We start from the raw sequence: 23,590 nt of genomic DNA on the forward strand, positions 1-23,590 counted from the left end.
TCACTTCTCCGAACCGGCCATCGCGGCCATCAGTCCCAGCTCCTCGGCGCGCTTGCGAACGATATCGCCGAGAGGCACCTGATCGAACGGCATCGTCCTCAGTTTCAACTGGGCATCACATATCTTCTTGCCGGCCGAGGTAATCTTCGCCTTCGTCACGGCAAAACCGGACCCTTCATGCTCCAGCAAAGCCTCGATCTCAAGCTCGGTGGAAGGCTCCACGAACGTGCGCATCTTGGCGCCGTCGACAGACATCAGGAACGGCATCGCCGCAAATTTCGTGGCGGCCAGCACGAGAAAGCCCGAGGCCTGCGCCATGGTCTCTATCAGGAGCACGCCCGGAACCAAGGGATAACCCGGAAAATGTCCCTCGAACACGGGGCTCTTTTCCGGAACGACCGATCGCGCCGTCAGGCGGCCCGTCGCAAGATCCACCGTTTCGACGCGGTCGATCATCTGGAAGTATTCAAGGAGCATGAAGGCTCATCCCCGTTGGTTTCGGGCTCAAGTAAAAACGCCGATGCCGCCTGTCAAGCGCGGGACGCGACAGGCGGCATCGTGAAACGGGTCGAACCGCGTCGACGGAAGGTCAATCAGGCCCTAGATCACGTGATTTTGGTTTGAAAAACCAAAATCATAAACGTGATCGATTCCAACAAAGCAAAGCGGGATGCGGGCGGAAAACCGCTTCACACTTTTCCTCATCCCGCTTTGGCCGCCCGAAGTTCGTCGATCTTCGCACAGAGGTTCTTCAGCACGAAGTATTCTTCGGTCGAAACCTTGCCTTCGTTGACTTCCTGGGTCCACTGCTCGAGCGGGATCTTGATCCCGAATTCCTTGTCGATCGCAAAAACGATGTCGAGGAAGTCCAGGCTGTCGATGCCGAGATCATCGATCGTGTGGCTCTCCGGCTTGATCGTCTCGCGATCGATCTCGCTGGTTTCCGCAATAATATCGGCGACCTTGTCGAATGTTGCTGTCACGCGCATACCTCATGAAAATCGAGTCTTGGCGATCCCTATAGAAAAATGCACGGCAAAAGCCAATGCCTCTTGGCTTCTGCCATGCCGATTGCTTTAGCGATTCAAAATGCGGTGTTGCTAAACAGCGACCGAGTGGCGGCCGCGCCCGTTCGAAAGATGGGCGTCGAAGGCGGCCGCAACCGAGCGGGCGAAGGGCCGACCACGCGCCGTCAGCTTGAAGACGCCGGACTCGATCGTCGAAAGGCCTTCGGCATCGCGTGCACGGAAGAGCCGTGCCTCCTCGATGACCGATGCGGCGATCAGCGGGAATTCCGCTTCGATGCGCTCGAAGGAGAAGCCGAACTCGCACATGACGAGCGAGATCACCCGTGCTCGCAGCCGATCCTCCGGGGTCAGCGCATAGCCGCGAACGGCGGCAAGGCCACCCTGCTCCGCCCGGCGCAGATATTCCCCGGTCGCCGGCATGTTCTGCACATGGCCCTCGCGAAACTGGCCGATCGCCGAAGCCCCGAGGCCGATCAGCGTTTCTGCCGTGTCGTCGGTGTAGCCCTGGAAATTGCGACGCAAGCGCCCTTCCCGGCTGGCGACGGCAAGCGTATCGGAGGGCCGCGCGAAATGGTCGATGCCGATCGCCTCGTAACCGCACGCGACGAGCATCTCCGCCGCCCGCGCCATCTGGGCGTAGCGGGCGACAACACCCGGGAGGCTCTCCTCCGGGATCATCTGCTGATGCTTCTTCATCCACGGCACATGGGCATAACCGAACAGCGCGACGCGATCGGGGCCAAGCGACAACACCGCCTCGATCGTCCGCTCAAGCGTCGCCATCGTTTGATGCGGCAAGCCGTAGAGTACGTCGCAATTGACGGAACGGACGCCGCGCGCCCGCGACGCCTCGATCGCGTCACGCGTCTGCTCATAGGTCTGGATGCGATTGATGGCCTTCTGCACGACCGGATCGAAATCCTGGATGCCGAAGCTCGCCCGGCTCATGCCGATCGCCGCGAGGGCGTCGTGACGCGCCTCGTCAAGATCGTTCGGGTCCATCTCGACACTGATCTCGCAATCCTCGGCGAAGGTGAAATGCTGCGAGAACTGGCTCTTCAGCGCGATGAGATCGTCCGGCCGGACGAGCGTCGGCGAGCCGCCGCCGAGGTGCAAGGCGGTCACACGCGCGCCGCCCGTCACCTGCTGACCGATCGCCTCGATCTCCCGGTGCAAGCCCGCCAAATAGGCGGTCACCGGATCATAACGCAGCGTCTGCTTCGTATGGCAGGCGCAGAACCAGCACAGGCGGTCGCAATAAGGAATATGTGCGTAGAGTGACAAGGTCTCGCCCTCGCCGATCGCGCCAAGCCAGCCCTCGTATTCCGCGTTGCCGATCGCTTCGGAAAAGTGCGGGGCGGTCGGATAACTGGTATAGCGCGGCACCGGCGCCGTATATTTCAGAACGAGTGCGTCTTCCATCTTTCTCTCCAGGCAGGTGACGGAGAGATAAGCGAGCGTGCCACAGCCGCCTTTGATTTTGATCAAGTGCGCCGCAAAACCACCCGGAAATTGACGATTCGCAATCTTGTCTGAGACATAGTTTCGCGGTTCGGGAATTAGCACCCGTCAACTCTTGCTTTGCGGGCGTCAATCCTCTTTGGTCTTTTTGGTACATAAAGCGGGGCATTAGAAGAATTGCAGATCGTGAGCGAAAAAAGCCGCAAGGACATCCATAATTCCGACATTCCGGTCGTCTGCGCCGCCTGCGAGGCGCGCCACGGCGGGGTCTGCAGCACACTCACGCCGAGCCAGTTGACCGAACTCAGCCGCCATTCGACACGCCGGCGCGTCGATCCAGGCAGCGAGATGGTCGGCCAGGGCGAAACGACCAACAATTATGCGAACATCATTCGCGGCGTGGTAAAGCTCAGCAAGATGCTCTCCGACGGCCGCCAGCAGATCGTCGGTCTGCAGTTCGCGCCCGACTTCATGGGCCGGCCCTTCACCCGCGAAAGTGCGCTGAGCGCCGAGGCAGCAACCGGCATCGATATCTGCGCCTTCCCGCGCGCGGTCGTCGAGCGGCTCGTCTCTGAAGTGCCTGGCCTGGAGCACCGGCTGCACGAACAGGCCCTGAAGGAGCTCGACGAGGCACGCGACTGGATGCTGACGCTCGGCCGCAAGACCGCGCAGGAAAAGGTCGCGAGCTTTCTCTACCTCATCGCCTCCCACATCGATCCCGAGCATGGCCGTGCGAGCGAATTCGACCTGCCACTGTCGCGCGCCGACATCGCCGACTATCTCGGCCTTACCATCGAGACGGTAAGCCGCCAGATCACCAAGCTGCGTAAGGAGGGGGTGATCCGCGTCGAGAACAGCCGCCGGGTCGTTGTACCGGACATCGACCGCTTGATGCGCTTCGCCGGGATGGATTGATGCACCGGCATAGCGGCTTCTCCGCGGCTGGCCGGACCGCTTACGCTCAGAACAGCGACGCAACCAAAGCCGCGACGGCAAAGCTCAGCGCCATCGCCGAGCAGGCGCCATAAAAGACGGAAACGGCGGCATCGATATCCTCCGGCGTCGCCATCGACCTGCCGGGCTCGTTGATCATCGGTTCGTCAACCGTCACGCCGCTGTAGGTCCGTGGCCCGGCAAGCTGGAGATCCAGCGCCCCCGCCATCGCTGCCTCGGGCCAACCGGAATTCGGTGACCGATGGAGGCCGTGATCCCGTCGCGCGACATCCATTGCTGTCCGTGCCGCCTCCGCACCGCGCTTGAAATAGGCGCCGGCGGCTACCAGCAGGATCGAAAGGCGCGCGGCCGGCAGATTGGCAAGGTCGTCCAGCCGTGCCGCCGCCCAGCCGAAATGCAGATATTTCGGGCTTTTGTGGCCGATCATCGAATCGGCCGTATTCAGCATCTTGTAGGCGAACAGGCCCGGAAGCCCGGCGATTGCGTACCAGAAGGCGGGCGCCACGACCCCATCCGAGAAGTTCTCCGCAAGGCTTTCGATGGCCGCCCGGCAGACACCGGGCTCGTCGAGCGTCTTCGGATCGCGGCCGACGATCATCGACACGGCCGTCCTGCCGCCTTCAAGCCCGTCTTCACGCAGTGCCTGCGCCACGCGCTTCACGTGATCGGCGAGGCTCTTCTGTGCAAGAAAGACGGCAACGACGATGGCCTCCAGCAGAAAGCCAACGGCGCCCAGCACATCGAACAGGCGATGAAACACGACGCCGACCACGATGCTTGCCAAGAGCAGAAACGCGATCGCCGCGAGCCCCCTCATCTTGAGGGCCGCCGGCCCCGCCCTACCGCGATTGAGCGCCTCGTCTAAAATCCCGATCCCCTTGCCGAAGAAGACGACCGGATGCGTCACGCGCTCCCAGAGCCAGTCGGGATCACCGACCAGACGGTCGATTACCAGTGCGACAACGAGGATGAGAAAAATTTCAAAAGTCACTTACACACCTGTCCGCTGCAAGGCGTCAGCAAGGCGCCGATCGCCGTTTTCGTCCGGGGTGAGGCCGATCCTGAGCCAATGCGGGTTGTAGTCGAACTTGCGCGTCAGGATGTGCGCTTCGCAAAGCGCGGTATGAAGCTCGCATGCCCGGTCGCTCTCGACCAGAGCGAAAAGGCCCGTACCGCCCGCGATCTTCATGCCGGCTGCTCTGAGTACCGCATCGAGCCCAGCCCTGCGCGCAGCAATGCTCCTCGCGGTTGCCTCGGTGTCACCTTCCATGAGTTTCGCCGAAATGGCGAGTGCCGGGCCGGAGACCGCCCAGGGACCGAGCCACTCGCGGAACGCTGCAAGGATCGAAGCGCGAGCGATGACGAAGCCGAGCCTCAGGCCTGCCAGGCCGAAGAACTTGCCGAAGGAGCGGAAGACGATGAGATTGTCGGAGGTTGCTGCATAGCGGGCGACGCTCGCATCCGGCTCGAGATCGCCAAAAGCCTCGTCGACCACCAGCAAGCCGCCATGCGCTTTCATGGCGCCCGCCATGGTAAGGATTTCCTCAGGCGGAAAAAGCCGCCCGGTCGGGTTGTTGGGATTGACGACTACGGCGAGACCGTGCGCGGCGGCAAGATCGTCGGCGCGCTGGACGGGATCGACCGCGAAGCCGGCAGCCGCGAGCACGCGGGCGTATTCGCCATAGGTCGGCGCGAAGACGGCGGCACGTCTCCCGGCGTCAGCGAGCCGCGGCAGCAACTGGATCGCGGCCTGGGTGCCGGGCACCGGCAGGGGCATGGCATCACCGGTTCCATAGTAGCGGCTTGCGGCAAGACGCGCCGCCTCCTCGACATGGCGGTCCGGAAGGCGATGCCAGACACTGGGATCGATCTCCGGCAAGGAAACCGGACGCGGGTTGATGCCGGTCGAAAGGTCGAGCCATTCGGCCGGAGTACCGCCGAAACACGCGGCGGCCTCGGTAACCCCGCCGCCATGTAGGATGGGAGCGGTCATTGTCTGCCCGAGAGATCGATCAAATGCATGAAGGAGCCGGCGACACTCCCCCGCCGGAGGCCGGCATAACCGAGATTGCTGCCCGCAGCGTCATGGACCGCGAAGAGCGGTTCAGCCGCGCCTTCGGATACAATGGTCGCGTAGTGGAACTCGTGCGCCGTCATTGTTCCATCGAAAAATGCGTTGTCGAGCGGCGCGACGCGCCGATAGCCGAGATGCCGCTTGCGCTCGGCAAAACTGGTCACCAGCGGCAGAAGGCCGAGCATTTCGTAACGCCTGCCATCCGCGGCGACAAGCCCCTCGCCGAGCGTCATGTAGCCTCCGCACTCGCCGAAGATGCGCACGCTCGTCTCCGCTGCGCCTTGCAAGCCCTTGCGGAACTGCGCTGCCCCGGCCAGCTTTTCGGCGTGCAGTTCGGGATAGCCGCCCGGAAGATAAATCGCGTCTACACCGCTTTCGGGCGCTTCATCCGCGAGCGGCGAGAAGAAGGAGATTTCCGCGCCCTGCATCCGCCAACCGGAAATAAGGTGTGCGTAGCAGAAGGCGAAGGCGACGTCGCGGGCGACAGCGATTCGCTGGCCGAGCGGCTTCATCGCGGTGATTTCCGAGTTGGCTGCCCCCGGCGGCGAGGGTGTTGCGGCAGCCAGGATTGCGCCGAGATCGCAATTCGCCTCCACGAAGTCCGCCGCGTGGTCGATGAACGGTTCCAGGCCCCCGTGTTCACCGGCCTGCACCAGGCCCAGGTGACGCTCCGGCAGCTTCAGGGAGCTGTCCTGCCGAAGCACGCCGAAAATCGCCACGCGTGCGCGGTCGAGCGCATCGCGCAGCATCATCTCGTGGCGGTCGCTGCCGACCTTGTTGAGGATGACGCCGGCAACGCGGATATCGTCGCGGTAGTCGGTGTAACCGCGCACCAGCGCCGCGACCGAATGAGACAAACGCGCACAGTCGACGACGAGAATCACGGCGAGCCCGAGCGTGGCAGCAAGATCAGCCGGCGCGCCGGTGCCATCCGCGGCGCCGTCGTAGAGACCCATCATCGCCTCGACCACAAGCGTGCGGCCGCCGGACGCCACCTGCGCGGCATTGGCAACGAGCAGCTCGGGGCGCATCGCCCAGGGATCATAGTTGAAGCAGGGCTCACCGCTTGCGGCGGTGTGGAAGGCGGGATCGATATAGTCGGGCCCGGCCTTGCCGGGTGCGATGGCGATCCCACGCCGCCTCAGTGCCCGCATCAGCCCGAGCGTCACCGTGGTCTTCCCCGAGCCAGAGCTCGGGGCCGCAATCAGAAGACCGCTCATGCGCGATCTCGCAGGACACGGTCTGCGAAGGGATCCGCCGCCAGCACACGGCCATCACGTGCGCCGACCCAGTCGAGCGCCGCGCGCAGGCGAACGACCTCCCCGACGACGACGATTGCCGGCGGCTCGAGGCCGGAGGTCGCGACATCAGCTTCGGCGCGCGAAAGCGTCGTTTCCAGCACCACCTGCGCCGGTGTCGCTGCATTGCAGACGAACGCCATCGGCTCTTCCGGAGAGCGGCCGCCGGCAATGAGATTGGCGGTGATTTGGCCGATATGCTTCATCGCCATGTACATGACGATCACCGGTGAACCCTTGGCGATGCCTTCCCAGTTGATCCGGTCCGGCACGACGCCCGAGGAATCGTGGCCGGTCAGGAAGGTCACGGCATGATTGACCTCCCGGTGCGTCACTGGAATACCGGCATAGGCAAGCCCGCCGATGCCGGCCGTGATGCCCGGAACGATCCGGAACGGAATGCGATGCTCGACAAGCGTCAAGGCTTCCTCGCCGCCGCGGCCGAAGACGAAGGGGTCGCCGCCCTTGAGGCGGAGCACGCGGTTTCCGGCGCGCGCCAGTTCGACAAGGCGAAGCGAAATATCGCGCTGCTTCGGCGAAGGCTTGCCGCCGCGCTTTCCGGCGTATTCGAGGGCAGCACCGGGTTTTGCGAGCTTCAGGCAATCGCCGTTCACCAGCGCATCATGGACGATGACATCGGCCTGGCGCAGCGCATTGGCGGCATGCAGCGTCAAAAGCCCGGGATCGCCCGGCCCGGCGCCGACCAGCCAGACGGAACCGGGTTCGAGTTCTGGTAGACCGGCAAAAAATGCATCCGTCATGGCATGATCCTTGAGGTCCCGCGGGACAGCAGACCTGTTTCAACCTGTAAGGCAGGTAATTTGTTTTGATAGAAATCGACGACAGAGCATTGAATCTGCTCGTCTAACGAAACATGGAGACAAGCGGAGAAAGCCATCAGGCGTCCCCCACGCGCTTTGTCCGGATTGTGGCCGCTCCGGTTGCGCGTGCGGGACCGGCGATCGCCGCAGTCGCACGGGCCGAGCGGATTTTCGGCACGATCAGCACCGCATCGCGGCCGGCGCCGGCAAGTGCCGCGCCTTCCGCCACGCCGTGACAGCCGGTATGGGCAAAGACGATTTCCGAGGGATTCTGCAGTCGCGCCGTTTCCGCCTCCAGCGTCGACGCGCCAAAGAAGCGCGCCGGCACGGCAAAATGCCGTGCGGCCGCATGGATCGCCGCCTCCTCGGCACGGGCATCGAGCGAGGCGACAAAATCGATGTCACGCTTTTCGAGACGGGCTTCTGAAAGGGCCTGCTCGGCAAGCGCAATCACTTCCTCGGACGCGGTGTTCCGCTCGCAGCCAAGGCCGAGTACAAGCTTGGTGACAGTTGGTCGATTGACCGAAGGCATATGCTGTGCGGCTCCCCCGCAGCGTCGCGTATCCGCCTCGATACGCAAAGCTGCTCCGTGATTTGCTGCACAGCTTCGGAAATCTCCGGATACCGGCAGCGGTCGGCGTTCCATACGAAGCGCCGGCCTGGGCAGATAGCCGCACCGGTCTGGACAGCACCGGATCAGGTCCCCTGTATGGGTCGGCCGCACCGGACGCTCTTACAGTCTGCTCGAAGCAGACGCCGTCGCATGATTGTCATTTTTACCGGAGCCCATCCGGCCGGTCAAACCGGATTGCGACATCGGCGTGTCGTAAACGGTGCAGGTTGACGGGCGCATCGCGTCTCATCCTTGGTCGGTTTCAGGAAAACTGGGCATCAAATCCGCGGAGGCGTGCAGCAAACCCGCAATCTGCCCTTTGCATTTCCGTTCCGGCTCTGACACAAGGCGGAAACAATTCCGCTGCCATTCCGCTTCCCGAGCCTCCCGTGCACGACCTCGCCCTTCACATTCTTCTCTTCCTCTTCGCTGCAGCCTTCATCGCTGGGTTCATCGATTCGATTGCCGGCGGCGGCGGAATGATCACCATTCCCGCCATGCTGATCGCCGGCATTCCGCCGCTCGAAACGCTCGGCACCAACAAGCTGCAATCGCTCTTCGGTTCGGGTTCCGCAAGCCTCGCCTATGCGCGGTACGGCCATGTGAGCCTGAAGGAGCAGCTGCCGATGGCGGCGATGGCGGCGCTCGGGTCCGTCTTCGGCGCCCTGCTCGCGACGGTCGTTCCCGCCGACGCGCTCAAGGCCGTTCTGCCCTTCCTGCTGATCGCGATCGCTGTCTATTTCGGTTGCAAGCCCAACATCGGCGACGTCGAAAGGCACCACCGAATTACGAAGCTCGCCTTCACGCTCACCTTTGTGCCGCTCATCGGCTTTTATGACGGCGTGTTCGGTCCCGGGACCGGCTCCTTCTTCATGCTCGGTTTCGTCACCCTCGGCGGCTTCGGCATCATCAAGGCGACCGCCCACACGAAGTTTCTGAATTTCGGCTCCAATCTCGGCGCCTTCTTCGTCTTCCTTGCCTATGGCGTGGTGTTCTGGAAGGTCGGCCTGACGATGGGCGCGGGGCAGTTCCTTGGAGCACAGGTCGGCTCGCGCTTCGCGATGGCGAAGGGCGCGAAGATCATCAAGCCGCTGCTCGTCGTGGTCTCGATCGCGTTGGCGGTCCGTCTGCTGGCCGACCCGGCGCATCCGCTCCGGATCTGGCTTGGCATGTGAAGGCCCAGGAGCGCGCTACTGCATGTTTCCTTAAATCGTAGCCGCTTCAAGGATAAGAACATGCAGCAATTCAAAGTGCGACAGCGTCCTTTGCGCGCGCGTCAGATAGGATGCGCGGCGCCGTAGAACTGCCAGCTTTGAGCCGTCAGAATTCGACGCCCTTCTGCGCCTTGATACCGGAACGGAACGGATGTTTGACGAGTTCCATCTCAGTCACCAGATCGGCGATCTCGATCAGATCTTCCTTGGCGTTGCGGCCGGTCAGAACCACGTGCGTCATGTGCGGTTTTTCCTCTTTCAGGAAACGGACGACCTCGGCGACATCGATGTAGTCGTAGCGCAGCGCGATGTTGATCTCGTCGAGCAGAACCATGGAATTGCGTTCGTCGCGGATCAGCTCCTTGGCCTTTTCCCAGGCTTTCTCGGCCGTCGCCACGTCGCGCGCGCGGTCCTGCGTCTCCCAGGTGAAGCCCTCCCCAAGCGTGTAGAATTGGCAGAGATCGCCGAAATGCTTTTCGATCAGGTCGCGCTCGCCGGTGTGCATGGCGCCCTTGATGAACTGCACGACGGCGCAGGGCATGCCGTGGGCGATGTGGCGGAAGATCATGCCGAAGCCGGCGGTCGACTTGCCCTTGCCCTTGCCGGTGTGGACGATGACGAGGCCCTTTTCGTCGGTCTTCGTCGCCATGATTTTTTCGCGCGCGGTCTTCTTCTTCGCCATCTTCATGGCGTGGCGGGCTTCATCCTTTTCCGGCCCGGCTTCGCCGCTGGTTACTGTTTCGTCGCTCATGGTGATCTCTCCCTATTCGTTCCAGCGCGCAGCCGACGGACGGCCGCGTCACCGGACAGACTGTTCAGTTCAAAACGCGCCGAGTTGGAGCGCGGATTCCAGAGGCCGCGATCGATCGCTTCCAGGAAACGGTCCGACATTTCGGCAAGCGCGGCCGCGTTCTTGTCGCGCAGGAAATCGAGGACCTTCTCGTCGGTGATGAATGCCTGGTAGGCGGCCTCGAAATGGTGATCGCGCACGGCGCCGGTCGTCGCGGCGAAGGCAAACATATAGTCGACCGTCGCAGCGATCTCGAAGGCGCCCTTGTAGCCGTGGCGCATGACGCCATCGATCCACTTCGGGTTGACCACGCGCGCGCGCACGACCCGGCCGATCTCCTCTTCCAGCGAGCGAATCACCGGCTTTTCCGGACGCGAATGGTCGTTGTGGTAGATCGCCGGGCGCTGGCCGGCGAGGTGCTCCGCCGCAGCGCTCATGCCGCCCTCGAATTGGTAGTAGTCATCGCTGTCGAGCAGGTCGTGTTCGCGATTGTCCTGGTTCTGGACCACCGCTTCGATGGTTCGCAGCCGTTCCTCGAACAGTCCGCGCTCGGCCTTGCCATCCTCGCCGGCGCCATAGGCGTAGCCACCCCAGGTGAGATAGGCTTCAGCGAGATCGCCGCGCTTGTCCCAGCCCTTCTCGTCGATCAGCGCCTGCAGCCCGGCCCCATAGGCGCCCGGCTTGGCGCCGAAGACGCGATAGGAGGCGCGCCGCGCGGCTTGCTTCGGCTCGACGCCGATCTCTTCCAGCCGCCTCGTCTCGGCGCGCATGCGCGCGGCGATCATGTTATCGGCGTCGTCCTCTTCCAAAGCCCCGACTGCGCGGATCGCCTTGTCGAAAAGCGCGATCTGCTCCGGGAAGGCGTCACGGAAGAAACCGGAAATCCGGAGCGTGACATCGACGCGCGGGCGTCCGAGCACTGCGAGCGGCACGATCTCGTAGCCGGTCACGCGGCGCGAGGCCATGTCCCAGACCGGCTTGGCGCCGATCAGCGCCAGCGCCTGGGCGATGTCGTCGCCGCCGGTGCGCATGTTGGAGGTGCCCCAGGCGGTGAGCCCGAAGGAGGACGGCCATTCGCCATGGTCCTGCAGGTAGCGGCGGATGAGCAATTCGGCAGATTTCTTGCCGAGCTCATAGGCCGCCGGCGTCGGCACGGCGCGGCTGTCGACGGAATAGAAATTGCGGCCGGTCGGCAGCACGTCGGGACGGCCGCGCGTCGGCGCGCCGGACGGCCCGGGTGCCACGAAGCGGCCATCGAGCCCAGTAAGCAGGCCTTTGATTTCCGCTTCCCCGGAGCCTTCGATCGAGGGCTTTAGGCGCGCATCGATCTCGTCGAGCACAGCGCGGCTGGCTGGCCATCCAGCGGGACAGGCGACCTCGCCGGATACCAGCTTCCCCGCGAGGAGTTCAATACGCTCGACCGTATCGCCGGCGGTGCGCCAGGGTGCATCCGAGACGGCGGCGAGAGGCGCGGGCTTCGGGCCGTTCCACGGCGCGGACATGACGCAGTCAAGGGGGTCGAAAGGTTGCAACTGCGGAACCGTACCCCCCTCTGCCCTGCCGGGCATCTCCCCCACAAGGGGGGAGATTGGCAGATGGCGACCGCTCGGTCCCTCGACGTTGCCGCTGATTCTCGGTTGTTCGACGTTACCGCTAACAATTGCACCTTCTGCCGTCGGATCCGCCTGGGGCGGTAGGGCTGCGGGACTCGCTTCGCGTTGCTGAGACGCTGGCTTCGCCTCATGTTGCGGCGCTGTGGAGCCACGAGAGATGTCCGGCAGGACAGAGGGGGGTGATCCCGCCGATGCATCACCCAGCCCCAAGTCCGACGCAATCGCCCGCTGCAGGCTCTGGTCGCCGCCCTCGCCCAAGCCGCGCGGCACCCGCGCCAGTGCCACGGTGAGGTCAGTCAGCAAACGCCCCTCCGGCGCGACGCCGAAGATGTGCAGCCCGTCACGGATCTGCATTTCCTTCAAGTCGCAGAGATAGGCGTCGAGCTTTTCCAGCGCCTTGTCGTCGCTGTCGGCCTTTTCGATGCCGGCGTCCTGATCGAGGCCTATGTCGCGGACGAGATCCAGGATCTGCCGGCTCAGGAGCCTGAGCCGCCGCGGGTCGCCGCCGGCCGCCTCGTAATACTCGTCGACCAGCGCCTCGAGGTCTTTGAGCGGCCCATAGGATTCCGCACGCGTCAAGGGCGGCGTCAGATGGTCGATGATGACGGCGCTGGTGCGGCGCTTGGCCTGCGTTCCCTCGCCCGGATCGTTGACGATGAAGGGGTAAAGATGCGGCGTCGGACCGAAGACCGCCTCGGGGTAACAAGTCTCCGAAAGCGCCAGTGCCTTGCCGGGCAGCCATTCGAGATTGCCGTGCTTGCCCATGTGGATGATCGCGTCGGCGTGGAACACCTGCCGCAAGAAGGCGTAGAAGGCGAGATAGCCGTGCGGCGGCACAAGGTCCGGGGCGTGATAGGTTTCTTTCGGATCGATGTTGTAGCCGCGCGCCGGCTGGATACCGACGACAACATCACCGAAGCGCGCGAGCGGCAGCGCGAAGGCGCCGTTGAGGAAAAATGGATCGGCTTCTGGCTCGCCCCAGCGCGCCGTCACCTCCTCCTGAATCTGCTGCGGGAGGGAACCGAAGAAGTCCTTGTATTGCGCGAGCGAAATGACCTCACGGATTTCGCGGTCGCGGCTTGCCGCGTTGGTCGGCCCGGCCATCAGGAAGCGCATCAGCGCGTCGCTGTCCTCGGGAAAACCTTCGATGGGATAGCCTTCCGCAGCCATCGCCTTCAGCACCTCGATGGTGCCGGCCGGCGTATCGAGGCCGACGCCGTTGCCAAGGCGCCCGTCGCGGTTGGGATAATTGGCCATGACGATCGCTACGCGGCGCGCTTGCGGCTTTGCCCGGCGCAACCGCGCCCAGTTGGCGGCAAGCCGCGCGGCAAAGCGGACGCGATCGGCAAGCGGTTCGTGCCCGATGATATTGGCTTCCACCGCCGGATCATAGACCGACGCCGCCTTGAAGGAGACGGCCCGCGAGAGAATGCGGCCGTCCACCTCGGGCAGCGCGACGTTCATGCCGAGATCGCGCGCCATCAACCCCTGCGGCGAAGCCTCCCAGGCGGCGCGGGAGGATCCGGAAAAGATCACTTGCAGCACCGGCGCCCCCGTCGATTCGAGCGCCGTCGGCTGGCGGTCGGCACCAGGCGCGGAGACGGCAAAGCCGGTGGCGTTCATCACCACATCCGGAGCGGCTTCAGCGAAGATCGCCTGCAATGTGCCGATCGAGACCTGATCCTTGAGACTCGAGACGAAGAGCGGAAGCGCCCGCATGCCTTCGGCCGCAAGCGCGTCGATCAAGGCTTCGACGGGTTTGGTTTCGCCGCTTTGCACGAGGGCGCGGTAGAAGCAGATGGCGACGGTGGGTCTGAATTCCTTCTTCTCGTCTGCAGTGGTCGCTGCATCCGGCAAGCCAGCAATCGCACGCCACCGGTCGACACCGGTCACCCCCTCGCCCGGCCACCAGATACCCGCCTTCAAGAGCGGCCGCGCCGGCTGCGGCTTCTCGCCGCCGGAAATCAGCGCCTCGGCATAATCAAGGAAGAGTCCGGCATTGTCGGCGCCGCCCTCGGTGAAGTAGGCCCAGAGGCGCTCGCGGTCCTCCGCAGACACCGTGGAAAACGGGTCGAGACCCTGGTCCGGCTTGTCGTCGCCCGGGAGCACCGCGATCTGGAACGTGTTCGCAATTGCTGCCGCATGCAGCGCCTCGAGCACGTAACGGAAATAGCTGGCACCGCCGAGCGGGCGGACGACGATCAGCTTCGCGTGCCGTGCCGTGCGCTCGACATAGGTGTCGACCGACATCGGATGCATCAGATTCATCAGGCTGGCGATGCGCAACGTCCTCGCCCCCGCCCGCCGTCCATAGGCCGCGGCGATCGAGGCAAGCTCCGTGTCGGCGGCCGAGAGGAACAGGATGTCGGCCGGGCTTTGCCCGAGATCGATCGCCTCGTTGCCATCGGCGATCGTGCCTTTCTGGGCGAGAAGCAGGTGCATTTTCTATCCGATCACACCAGCGCAGAGATCGCGGCGCGTACCGCGGCCTCGTCCATGTCGTGGAGGCCGATGACGACGAGGCGCGTGCCGCGTGGTTCGCCAGCCGCCCAGGCGCGGTCGTAATATTGGTCGATGCGGCTGCCAACCGCCTGGATCAGGAGGCGCATCGGCTTGCCGGGAATATCGGCAAAGCCCTTGAGGCGCAGCACGTCGTGCTCCGCAATCACGCCCTTCAGCCGGTCGATGAAGGCCGCGGGATCGCCGATCGCGCCGAGTTCGACGACAAAGCTGTCGAATTCGTCGTGGTCGTGCTCTTCGCCGCCCTCATGCTCCATTTCGTGATGCGACTTGCGGTTGGCGATCTCACCCTCGGTGCCGACGCCGAGCCCGAGCAGGATGGCGGCAGCCACTTCGCCGTTCTTCGCCTCGATCATCGTCGGCTTGCGGCTGATGCGCGAAGCCACCTCGTCGCGAACGGACTTGAGGCCCGAGGCGTCGATCAGGTCGGTCTTGTTGAGGACGATGAGGTCGGCGGCGGTCAACTGGTCCTCGAAGAGCTCTTCGAGCGGGCTCTCATGGTCGAGGTTGTCGTCGTTGACGCGAAGTGCATCGACCTTGTCGTGGTCGTCCGCAAAGCGGCCGGCGGCAACCGCGGCGCTGTCGACGACGGTCACGACGCCGTCGACCGTCACTTCGCTGCGAATATCCGGCCAATTAAACGCGGCGACCAGCGGCTGCGGCAGGGCAAGGCCCGATGTCTCGATGACGATGTGGTCGGGCCGGTTTTCGCGTTCGAGCAGCTTCGTCATGGTCGGGATGAAATCGTCAGCCACCGTGCAGCAGATGCAGCCGTTGGTGAGTTCGATGATGTCGTCCTCCGAGCAGGCGTCCGCGCCGCAGCCCTTCAGCACGTCGCCGTCGACGCCGAGATCGCCGAACTCGTTGATGATCAGCGCGATGCGCTTGCCGTCTGCGTTCTGCAACAGATTGCGGATCATCGTCGTCTTGCCGGCGCCGAGGAACCCGGTGATGACGGTGGCCGGGATCTTGCCGTGGTTGGCTTTGGCGAGTGTCATGGATCAACCCTTCATTTTCAGCGGCAATCCGGCCGCGACAAAGTAAACTTCGGCGGATTTCTCCGCAACGATCTGGTGGAGGCGGCCGGCATGGTCGCGAAAATCGCGCGCCATCCGGTTTTCCGGAACGATGCCAAGGCCGACCTCATTGGAAACGAAGATGAGGCGCGCCCGCGCCTCGGGGAGGAAGGCGGCAAGCGCCGCGAATTCCGCGGCTATGTCGCGCTCTTCCATCATCAGGTTGGTGACCCAAAGCGTCAGGCAATCGACAAGGATCGCGCGAGCCGGATCGTCGATGCGGCGAAGCAAGCCGACGAGATTGAGCGGCTCTTCATGGGTCGTCCAGCCCTTGCCGCGCCGCGTCTCCTGGTGGTGGCGGATGCGATCGCGCATCTCGTCGTCCCAGGCTCGACCCGTGGCGGCGTAATGCAACGGCAGTCCGGAGGCTTCGGCGAGCCTTTCCGCGAAAGAGGATTTGCCGGATCGGGCGCCGCCAAGGACGAGGATCGGTCCGGCGTTGGGAATGGTCATGCGGCCGGCCTCAGTTCACTGACGGCTTCAACCGGAAATGGGCGGGCCCCACGCTCGTCGCGCGTTCGCAAGACAATTTGTAAGCCATGACAACCTCCGTGCTGGCATCGGGGAATGGTCTCCCCTTCGGGCGGAATGCCCTGACAGATGGCAGGTCTCCTGGCTCACGGCGTCACAACCTTCAAGAAGATTGCATTCAAGCGATCGCTGAACACAAGCCTCCGAAAGCCGAACGGGCCCGCCTCGCCTTCCCGGCATATTCGACGTCATGAAAGGCGGACGATTCGTAGAAGAAGAGGCGTCCAGCCCGGCTGATCACGATGCCATGCCAGTGGCTTTTCCGACTTGCCGTCCGATCCGGCGAGACTGCCCCATGCAGCTCGTCCGAAGCAGGCGACATGCCCGATGGCGAACCCTGACCGTTCTACAGTCGCGGGGTCGGCTGTGATAAGGGCGCCCGGCGTGGGTCCGCCCCGTCACATTCCCATTTACTCCCCCGCTCCGCTCCGGCGCGGGGGAACCATCCATTGACGTTAATTATGAAGCGGCACCGGCAAAGTCAATCGACGCCCTGCGACACATCGGCCCCGAAACACGCCAGCAACCATAACGGACAACCGGAAGCGGCCTTCACCGTGTTGCTATTGCCAACGCCGCGTGGAAATCCGACATTCCATGAAACGGCAATTTCATGGAATCGACGATGAACGCCAAGGAACGATCCTTTCTCACCCGCGTGCGCGAGGTCCTGCCGGAACTCCATCCGGCGGAGAGGCGGCTCGGCGACTTCGTCTGCGATTTTCCGGGCGAGATCGCCAGCTATTCCGCGCAGGAACTCGCGGCGCTCGCGCATGTGTCGAAGGCCACCGTGTCGCGCTTCATCCAGCGGCTCGGCTATGAGAACTACGAGGCGGCGCGCCGCCACGCGCGCGCGGACAAGCAGACCGGATCGCGGCTGTTCCTGGCGACGGCCGCTGATTCAGCCGGCGAACAATCGGTTGCCGCGCATGTGGCCCAAGGCGTCGCCAACCTGGAAGCCACATTCCTCGCTATAGCGGAGAGCCAGATAAACGCAGCGTCGCAAGCAATGCTCAAGGCCCGCAAAGTCTGGGTCATCGGCTTTCGCGCCAGCCATTCCTTCGCCACCTATCTTCAGTGGCAATTGACCCAGGTCATCGAAAACATCACCGCCATTCCGGGCGGCGGACAAACGCTCGGCGAGCACCTCGTCAGCTTCTCGGACGAGGACGTTGTCATCGTCTTCGGGCTGCGCCGCCGCATCGCGCTCATGGATAGCCTGCTGGCGCAGGTGGAAAAATCCGGCGCAAAATTGCTGTACATTACCGACGAAGGCGTGCCCTTCCTCGGCCACGCCGCGTGGCATTTCCGCTGCCAGACGCTTGCGCCGGGACCGCTCTTCAACCATGTCTCGGTCATGGCGCTTTGCCACCTGCTGACGACCCGCTGCATCGAACTCGCAGGCGTCGCCGGCCGAAACCGCCTGCGCGGCATCGAGGCGCTGAACGACGCGCTTGAGGAGCTGTGATCGCTCGCTGGCGTGTGTGCCCGGCGCTATGGCCATCATTATAAGAAATTGCGTCGGCGGCGATCGACCTTCTATCCGCGGATGAAACTCGCGTTTCACGCTCATTGGCGCAAAGACTACCTTCCCTCTGGCATTGAGCGAAGATGACCAGAGCACATTGCGTCCGTATGTCCTTGTTACGGCACGTCAAATGCAAATGATCCTTCCATGGGCAAAAATTCGTTATGAAATCCTGGTTTCATGTTGTAACTTAATGAAACTGGGTTTTCATATCTGTTAGCCAACAAGGGGAACAACCATGGCAGCGGAGAATATGGTGCAATCCGGCAAGACCTCGCCGGTCATTCGACAACTGGAGTCAGCTTTCACCAAGATAGGCGTAACGGGAGCGCACAAGCAGATCCTTGCTCTCGTTCTGATCGGTTGCCTGTTCGACAGCTTCGAGCAGAACACGATCGGCGTCGCCGGCCCCATCCTGAAGGAGCATTGGGGGCTCACCGGCACTGACATCGGCTTCCTAAACACCATCACTTTCGGCAGCGCCGCGCTTGGCCGGCTGCTGTCCGGCATCCTCGGCGACCGCTATGGCCGGCGTGTGATGCTGACGGTCAACCTTCTGCTCTTCACGATCGGCTCCGCCGCCTGCGCGCTTGCACCGAATTTCGCGGCGCTCTGCATCGCCCGCGCGATCGTCGGCTTTGGCGTTGGCGGCGAAATCTCGACGGCCGTGACGATGCTGTCCGAATTCTGCTCGCCGAAATTCCGCGGCACGGCGGCCGGTCTCGTCAACGTCGGCGCCGGCGGCTTCGGCAATTTCCTCGCCCCGGCCTTCGGCCTGATGGTCTTCACGCTCTTCCCGGGAGAGAATGGCTGGCGCTGGCTGTTCGCCGCGCTTGCCCTGCCCGCGCTGCTCGCCGTCTTCTATCGTCGCTTCGTGCCGGAGACGCCTCGCTTCCTCGCCTCCCGGAACAAGATCGACGAGGCCAACAAGGTTCTTTCCGTCCTCGCTTCGGGAACGCTCAGGCCCCGCAACCTGGTCGTCCAGGAATATCTGACGAAAGACCACATCCAGGACGAGGCTCCGGCAAAAAGCGATTGGAAGGAACTCTTCCGGGCTCCGTTCCTTGGGCGGACCATTCCCGTCGCAATCGCCATCCTGATGAGCTACGGCGCGCAACTCTCCGTGCTGACGCTCATGCCGATGATCTTCGTTTCGATGGGCTATACGCTTTCCGGCAGCCTGCTCTACAGCATGATCATTCAAAGCGGCAGCGTTCTCGGCGCCATCGCCGCCTCCACCTTCGGCTATTACTTCCCGCGCAAGAAGGTCCTGACGCTGGGCGCCGTGTTTGCCTGCCTGGCGGCGGTCTCGATCGCCTATCTCGGCACCAATATCTATCTCGTCCTGCTGTTCGGCGCCGTCTTCCAGTTCTTCGTGCTGCTGCTCAACACGTCGATCTGGATCTACGCACCGGAGCTCTACCCGACGCGCATCCGCGCCTTCGGCGTCGCGCTCATCCTGGCCACGGGATCGGCGGCGGGCTCCTTCGTGCCGACGATTTCCGGCGCGCTGTTCGACAGCTACGGCATGGTCGGCGTCTTCGCCCTGGCAGCGGCGATGTACGCGGTATTCGCCTTCTGCATCCAGCTCGGTCCGGAGACCTACGGCATGTCGATGGAAGATCTTCAACAACCGGCCGAAGCCGAGCAGCCCAAGGCTGCCCAGCAGCAGGTCCGCGTCGGAGTGGAACTGAGAACGTGACCTCGCACATCCTCCTCATCAATCCCAACAGCTCCCGCGCGTCGAGCGACATGATGGTCTCCATCGCGCGCAAGGCTGCAACCGGGCGCTCGGCCGTGGCAGTTGCCACGGCCGAGCGGAACCCCCTGATGATCGTGACCCCGGAGCAGCTGCGGCTCGCCGCCGCCGAGGTCACCGAGATCGGCTCGAACCACGAGCCCGGCTGCCTCGGCATCATCGTCAGCGCCTTCGGAGATCCGGGCCTCGCCGCGCTCAGAGAACGCGTCGCCGTCCCGGTCGTCGGGATCTGCGAAGCGTCCATGATCGAAGCCTCGCGTGCGGGGCGCAGGTTCGGCGTTGCGACCACGACGCCGGACCTCCTGGAGGCGATCGGTGATCGCGCCCGCGACCTCGGCCTTTGGCACCTTTATACCGGCATTCGCTGTACGCCCGGCGACCCTGTCGCCGTCGCTGCGGACGAAAGATTGCTCAAGCTGTCGCTGGCGGAAGCGGTGCGTGATTGCATCGAAATCGACGGCGCCGAAGCCGTCATAATCGGTGGCGGCCCGCTCGGACAGGCGGCCGAGCAACTGCAGCCGCTCTTTGGAACACCGATCATCGCCCCTATCCCCGCAGCCGTCGAACGGGTCTTCGAACTCATGCAGGTGAACGCTTAAAGGGGCCAGGGAGCCGGATGCCCTATTCAACCAGCGGGAATCCCGCCTTGCGCAGCCCGTCGATGAGATGCGCATAGTGATCGGGATCGACATAGGGCGTGAGGATCTTCCAGTAATGGGCGATGTCGGCCGGTACGTTGGCCATGATTTCCGGAATGAGCTCGCGCGCCTCCTCGTGGTGGCCAAGCTGTCCGAGGCACGCCAGAAGCACGACCCGGTTGAAATAGGCCCGGCGGAGTGAAATGCCGCGTTCCGAGTAATGCAGCGCCTCTTCGTAGTTGCCGAGATGATAGTGGGCAAGCGCCATATGGTTGAGGAATAGATAGGTCAGCGGATCGTGCGGACTGAGCCTCAGGGCCATGTGGAGCGGATCGAGCGCCTCGGCGAAATGTCCCGCGAAAATCCGGGCCCAGCCGAGTCCCATATGCGCGAGCGCCAGGTTGGGATTGAGGTCGATCGCCCGCTGCGCCTCTTCCACGGCCGCAGGCGCTCGGTGCGCCACGAAATGGGCAAGGCACATGGTGTAGTGCGAATAGGGGTCGCGCTCTTCCAGCGCGACAGCACGCTCGGCCGCCGCGTAGAGCTCGGCGCTGTCGCGGTCGACATCGTCGCTGAAGCCGTGGAAGCAGCGTGCGTAGAGCGAGCGGGCGAGCATCATATGCGCGCGGCCGAAATCGGGGTCGAGAGCTATCGCCCGCCGATGCCAGACCAGCGCTTCCTTGAAGTGCTCTGCGGTATCCTGCGCATTGTGCAGCCACGTGCCGCGCATGTGACACTCATAGGCATCGAGGTTGTTGGTGGGACTGAACTGGGCACGCCGGCTCTCCCCGATGAGGATTTCCGGTTCGATGGCGCCGACGACGTTCTGTGTGAGTTCGTCCTGGATGGCGAAGATATCCGCAAGTTCGCGGTCGTAGCGCTGGGCCCAGAGATGGACGCCGGTCTCGGCTTCGATGAGCTGCCCGGTCACGCGCACACGGTTCCCCGCCCGGCGCACGCTGCCCTCGACGATGTAGCGCACGCCAAGATCGCGGCCGACCTGCTTCACATCAACGGCGCGCCCCTTGTAGGCGAAGGACGAGTTGCGGGCGATGACGAAGAACCAGCGGTAGAGCGAAAGTGCGGTGATGATGTCCTCGGTGAGCCCGTCGGCAAAATATTCCTGCTCCGGGTCGCCCGACATGTTGACGAAGGGAAGGACGACGATCGAGGGCTTGTCCGGAAGGACGAGCGGCCCGCCGAGCACGCCGGCATCGACCGGGTCCTCGCGACGCCAGTCGACCCTGTGCACCGGGACTGGACGCGGAATGTTCTTGAGATTCCGGTCGCCAAGGTGAACCACCGGGAAATCGAGCTTGCCCTCGATCTGGTCGTGAAGCGCACCTGAGATGCAGATCCCGCCCGGCAGCGCGACTTCCTGCAGCCGGGCAGCCACATTGACGCCGTCGCCGAGAAGATTGTCGCCGTCGACGACGACATCGCCAAGGTTGAGCCCGATGCGAAACTCCATCCGGTGGTCGGGGGGAAGATCGGCATTGCGGCGATGCAGCACACGCTGGATGGCGACGGCGGCGCGCACGGCCTGCACCGCACTGTGGAACTCCGCCACGACGCTGTCGCCGGCCGAACCGAATATGCGCCCGCCATGTTCGGCGACGAGATCTCGGATCGCGGCGCTATAGGTACCAAGCGTCGCAAGCGCGCCCTCCTCGTCGGCAGCGACGAGCCGGCTGTAACCAGCAACGTCGGCGGCAAGGATCACTGCGAGCTTCCGTTCCACGGGGACAGCCGCTCCTGCGGCGTATGGCCAGGATATTTCAACCGTAGCTTAAATGCCGAAGGCGGAGAAGCAACAAATTGGTAGCTACAGCAGCGCGTCTTGTCAGGCGCGCAAAGGGCGCTGTAGCACTTCGAGTTGGTGCATGATTTCGTCCCTAAATCGGCTACGATTTAAGGAAACATGCAGGTGGCGGCGCCGCGTACTGGTCTCTCCGGCGCTTTGCCGCCGCCTCACCCGGCCCTGTGCTCGCCGCCGAGTAGCCGGTCTAGCCAGGCAGGATCGAGCACCGCTTCGAGCTCGCCGGCGATATCGTCGAGCGCCGCATCCACGGACTGGCGATAGTTACCGCCGCCACCTTCGATGCCAAAGCTCTTGAGCAGAGCCGCCCGGTAGGCGTCGCTGGCGAAAAGCCCGTGGAGGTAGGTGCCCATAATTTTGCCGTCGGCGGACATCGCCCCGTCACGGCGACCGTCTATCGAGACCGGCGCGCGGTCGCAATCGGTGCCCGTTGTCTTGCCGAGATGGATCTCGTAGCCGTCGAGCGGGACGTCATGTTCGAGCGACCAGGCGCGGCTGTTGCGTACGGTCTTTTCCGGCGCCATTTCCGTTTCGACGGCAAGCAGGCCGAGGCCGGCGATCTCGCGCTCACCGCCTTCGATGCCGAGCGGATCGGTGACGCGCGCGCCGAGCATCTGGTAGCCACCGCAGATTCCGATAACCCGGCCCCCGCGCCGCAAGTGACGCTCGAGATCCCCGTCCCAGCCCCCGGCGCGAAAATCCTTGAGGTCGGCAATTGTCGATTTCGAGCCGGGAATGATGACGAGCCCGGCATCGTCCGGAAGCGGCGTGCCGGGCCGGACGAAGACGAGGTCGACTTCCGGCTCGGCGATCAGCGGATCGAGATCGTCGAAATTGGCGATCCGCGACAGGACCGGCACTGCGACCTTCAGTGCCCTGCCGCCGCCGCGCGCGAGCTTTTCGAGCACCACCGAATCCTCGGCCGGCAGCAGCGCGGCACTTTTCAGCCATGGCACCACGCCGAAGCAGGGCCATCCGGTGAAGCGATGAACGGCGGCAATGCCATCGTCGAAGAGAGTTACGTCGCCGCGGAACTTGTTGATGAGATAGCCGCTGACCATGCGCCGATCTTCTTCCGGAAGAATCGCATGCGTGCCGACGAGCGACGCGATGACGCCGCCGCGGTCGATGTCGCCGACAAGCACCACCGGCACACCCGCCCGCGTGGCGAAACCCATGTTGGCGATATCGCCGGCGCGGAGATTGATTTCGGCCGGCGACCCCGCGCCTTCGACGATGACAAGATCCGCGCCGGCGGTGACCAGTTCGAAACTTTCCATCACCGCGCCGATGAGCTTCGGCTTCAGCGCCTGGTATTCCCTGCCCTTCGCCTGACCCGCCACCTTGCCCTGCAGGATGATCTGGCTGCCGATGTTCGATTGCGGCTTCAACAGCACCGGGTTCATATGCACAGAGGACGGCACGCGCGCAGCCAGCGACTGCAGCCATTGCGCCCGGCCGATCTCGCCGCCGTCGTCGGAAACGGCGGCGTTGTTCGACATGTTCTGCGGCTTGAACGGCCTGACCTTCAGCCCGCGATTGGTAGCGAGCCGGCAGAGCCCAGCCACCAATACCGATTTTCCGACATCCGAGCCGGTTCCCTGCAGCATGATCGTCTGTGTCATGCGGCCCCCGTAACATCGAAACCATCGCGCGCAAAGGCCCGTTTTCGACGCGATTCAGCCTCATTTCGCCATGCACAGTCACGGCCCGTTTCGGGCGCTAATGAAGCTTGTTCGAAATTGCGACAAAACTAGCAAAATTGCGACATGCGATGGCGACATTGGCATTTAAATTCCACCCGCTCGCGCCTATATCGACGCCATCGAAACAACCCCGGGCGAGACCCGGAC

Annotated in this window: 19 protein-coding genes; 5 read left to right on the plus strand and 14 right to left on the minus strand. The window is 63.6% G+C overall.

The features are described 5' to 3' along the window. The 3 genes from FKV68_RS11015 to hemN form a co-directional block, all read right to left on the minus strand. On the minus strand, window positions 1–477 hold the full coding sequence (locus tag FKV68_RS11015) for a 3-hydroxyacyl-ACP dehydratase FabZ family protein (RefSeq protein ID WP_180937889.1): 477 nt from the start codon (window positions 475–477) through the stop codon (window positions 1–3). Between the two features lie 224 nt (window positions 478–701). After that, entirely contained in the window at window positions 702–989 is a 288-nt protein-coding gene (locus FKV68_RS11020) for an acyl carrier protein (protein ID WP_010969581.1), read from the minus strand. Window positions 990–1,100: 111 nt separating this feature from the next. After that, complete coding sequence (gene hemN / locus FKV68_RS11025; protein ID WP_180937890.1) at window positions 1,101–2,450, minus strand: oxygen-independent coproporphyrinogen III oxidase; 1,350 nt, start codon at window positions 2,448–2,450, stop codon at window positions 1,101–1,103. A 216-nt stretch (window positions 2,451–2,666) separates the two neighbouring features. Here hemN and FKV68_RS11030 point away from each other — a divergent pair, with 216 nt between their 5' ends. After that, window positions 2,667–3,404 carry a Crp/Fnr family transcriptional regulator gene (locus FKV68_RS11030; protein WP_180937891.1) on the plus strand — a complete coding sequence of 246 codons (738 nt, stop codon included), beginning with the start codon at window positions 2,667–2,669 and terminating at the stop codon, window positions 3,402–3,404. Window positions 3,405–3,450: 46 nt separating this feature from the next. On the opposite strand, the gene cbiB is transcribed toward FKV68_RS11030, so the two are convergent. The 5 genes from cbiB to FKV68_RS11055 form a co-directional block, all read right to left on the minus strand. Next, window positions 3,451–4,434, minus strand: a complete 984-nt coding sequence (cbiB, locus tag FKV68_RS11035; RefSeq protein ID WP_180937892.1) for an adenosylcobinamide-phosphate synthase CbiB — start codon at window positions 4,432–4,434, stop codon at window positions 3,451–3,453. Further along, the gene (cobD, locus tag FKV68_RS11040; RefSeq protein WP_180937893.1) at window positions 4,435–5,436 is read right to left on the minus strand and encodes a threonine-phosphate decarboxylase CobD; all 1,002 of its coding nucleotides are present in this window, start codon (window positions 5,434–5,436) and stop codon (window positions 4,435–4,437) included. Continuing rightward, window positions 5,433–6,737, minus strand: coding sequence for a cobyrinic acid a,c-diamide synthase CobB (locus FKV68_RS11045; RefSeq protein WP_180937894.1), 1,305 nt, complete (start codon window positions 6,735–6,737; stop codon window positions 5,433–5,435). The genes cobD and FKV68_RS11045 overlap by 4 nt, the downstream gene beginning before the upstream one ends. Next, window positions 6,734–7,576 carry a uroporphyrinogen-III C-methyltransferase gene (gene cobA / locus FKV68_RS11050; protein WP_180937895.1) on the minus strand — a complete coding sequence of 281 codons (843 nt, stop codon included), beginning with the start codon at window positions 7,574–7,576 and terminating at the stop codon, window positions 6,734–6,736. Before cobA ends, FKV68_RS11045 begins: the two co-directional genes overlap by 4 nt. A 136-nt stretch (window positions 7,577–7,712) precedes the next feature. Further along, window positions 7,713–8,168, minus strand: coding sequence for a cobalamin biosynthesis protein (locus FKV68_RS11055; protein WP_180937896.1), 456 nt, complete (start codon window positions 8,166–8,168; stop codon window positions 7,713–7,715). 470 nt (window positions 8,169–8,638) lie between these two features. On the opposite strand from FKV68_RS11055, the gene FKV68_RS11060 reads away from it, so the two are divergent. Further along, window positions 8,639–9,424: a TSUP family transporter gene (locus FKV68_RS11060; protein ID WP_180937897.1), complete on the plus strand. Its 786-nt coding sequence runs from the start codon at window positions 8,639–8,641 to the stop codon at window positions 9,422–9,424. 145 nt (window positions 9,425–9,569) lie between these two features. On the opposite strand, the gene cobO is transcribed toward FKV68_RS11060, so the two are convergent. From cobO to cobU, 4 genes are read right to left on the minus strand one after another with little or no spacing between them, the layout of a single operon-like run. Continuing rightward, entirely contained in the window at window positions 9,570–10,214 is a 645-nt protein-coding gene (gene cobO / locus FKV68_RS11065) for a cob(I)yrinic acid a,c-diamide adenosyltransferase (protein WP_180937898.1), read from the minus strand. Beyond that, a complete protein-coding gene (gene cobN / locus FKV68_RS11070; RefSeq protein WP_180937899.1) occupies window positions 10,211–14,308 on the minus strand; it encodes a cobaltochelatase subunit CobN in 4,098 nt (1,365 codons plus the stop codon). Before cobN ends, cobO begins: the two co-directional genes overlap by 4 nt. An 11-nt stretch (window positions 14,309–14,319) precedes the next feature. Then, complete coding sequence (gene cobW / locus FKV68_RS11075; protein WP_180937900.1) at window positions 14,320–15,384, minus strand: cobalamin biosynthesis protein CobW; 1,065 nt, start codon at window positions 15,382–15,384, stop codon at window positions 14,320–14,322. A 3-nt stretch (window positions 15,385–15,387) separates the two neighbouring features. Next, window positions 15,388–15,915, minus strand: coding sequence for a bifunctional adenosylcobinamide kinase/adenosylcobinamide-phosphate guanylyltransferase (gene cobU / locus FKV68_RS11080; protein ID WP_180937901.1), 528 nt, complete (start codon window positions 15,913–15,915; stop codon window positions 15,388–15,390). Window positions 15,916–16,618: 703 nt separating this feature from the next. On the opposite strand from cobU, the gene FKV68_RS11085 reads away from it, so the two are divergent. The 3 genes from FKV68_RS11085 to FKV68_RS11095 all read left to right on the plus strand — a co-directional run bounded on the left by FKV68_RS11085 (window position 16,619) and on the right by FKV68_RS11095 (window position 19,879). After that, complete coding sequence (locus tag FKV68_RS11085) at window positions 16,619–17,461, plus strand: MurR/RpiR family transcriptional regulator (RefSeq protein ID WP_180937902.1); 843 nt, start codon at window positions 16,619–16,621, stop codon at window positions 17,459–17,461. A 298-nt stretch (window positions 17,462–17,759) separates the two neighbouring features. Beyond that, on the plus strand, window positions 17,760–19,223 hold the full coding sequence (locus FKV68_RS11090; RefSeq protein WP_180937903.1) for an MFS transporter: 1,464 nt from the start codon (window positions 17,760–17,762) through the stop codon (window positions 19,221–19,223). Beyond that, window positions 19,220–19,879 (plus strand): aspartate/glutamate racemase family protein, encoded by a 660-nt coding sequence (locus FKV68_RS11095; RefSeq protein ID WP_180937904.1) that lies wholly within the window; start codon window positions 19,220–19,222, stop codon window positions 19,877–19,879. The genes FKV68_RS11090 and FKV68_RS11095 overlap by 4 nt, the downstream gene beginning before the upstream one ends. 22 nt (window positions 19,880–19,901) lie before the next feature. Here FKV68_RS11095 and FKV68_RS11100 read toward each other — a convergent pair whose 3' ends face one another. Both FKV68_RS11100 and FKV68_RS11105 read right to left on the minus strand, forming a co-directional pair. Further along, window positions 19,902–21,659, minus strand: a complete 1,758-nt coding sequence (locus FKV68_RS11100; RefSeq protein WP_180937905.1) for an adenylate/guanylate cyclase domain-containing protein — start codon at window positions 21,657–21,659, stop codon at window positions 19,902–19,904. Between the two features lie 230 nt (window positions 21,660–21,889). After that, complete coding sequence (locus FKV68_RS11105) at window positions 21,890–23,362, minus strand: cobyric acid synthase (protein WP_180937906.1); 1,473 nt, start codon at window positions 23,360–23,362, stop codon at window positions 21,890–21,892. Between the last annotated feature and the right edge of the window lie 228 nt (window positions 23,363–23,590).

It is taken from the genome of Sinorhizobium mexicanum, assembly GCF_013488225.1.
In the GTDB taxonomy this organism is placed as follows: Bacteria; Pseudomonadota; Alphaproteobacteria; order Rhizobiales; family Rhizobiaceae; genus Sinorhizobium; species Sinorhizobium mexicanum.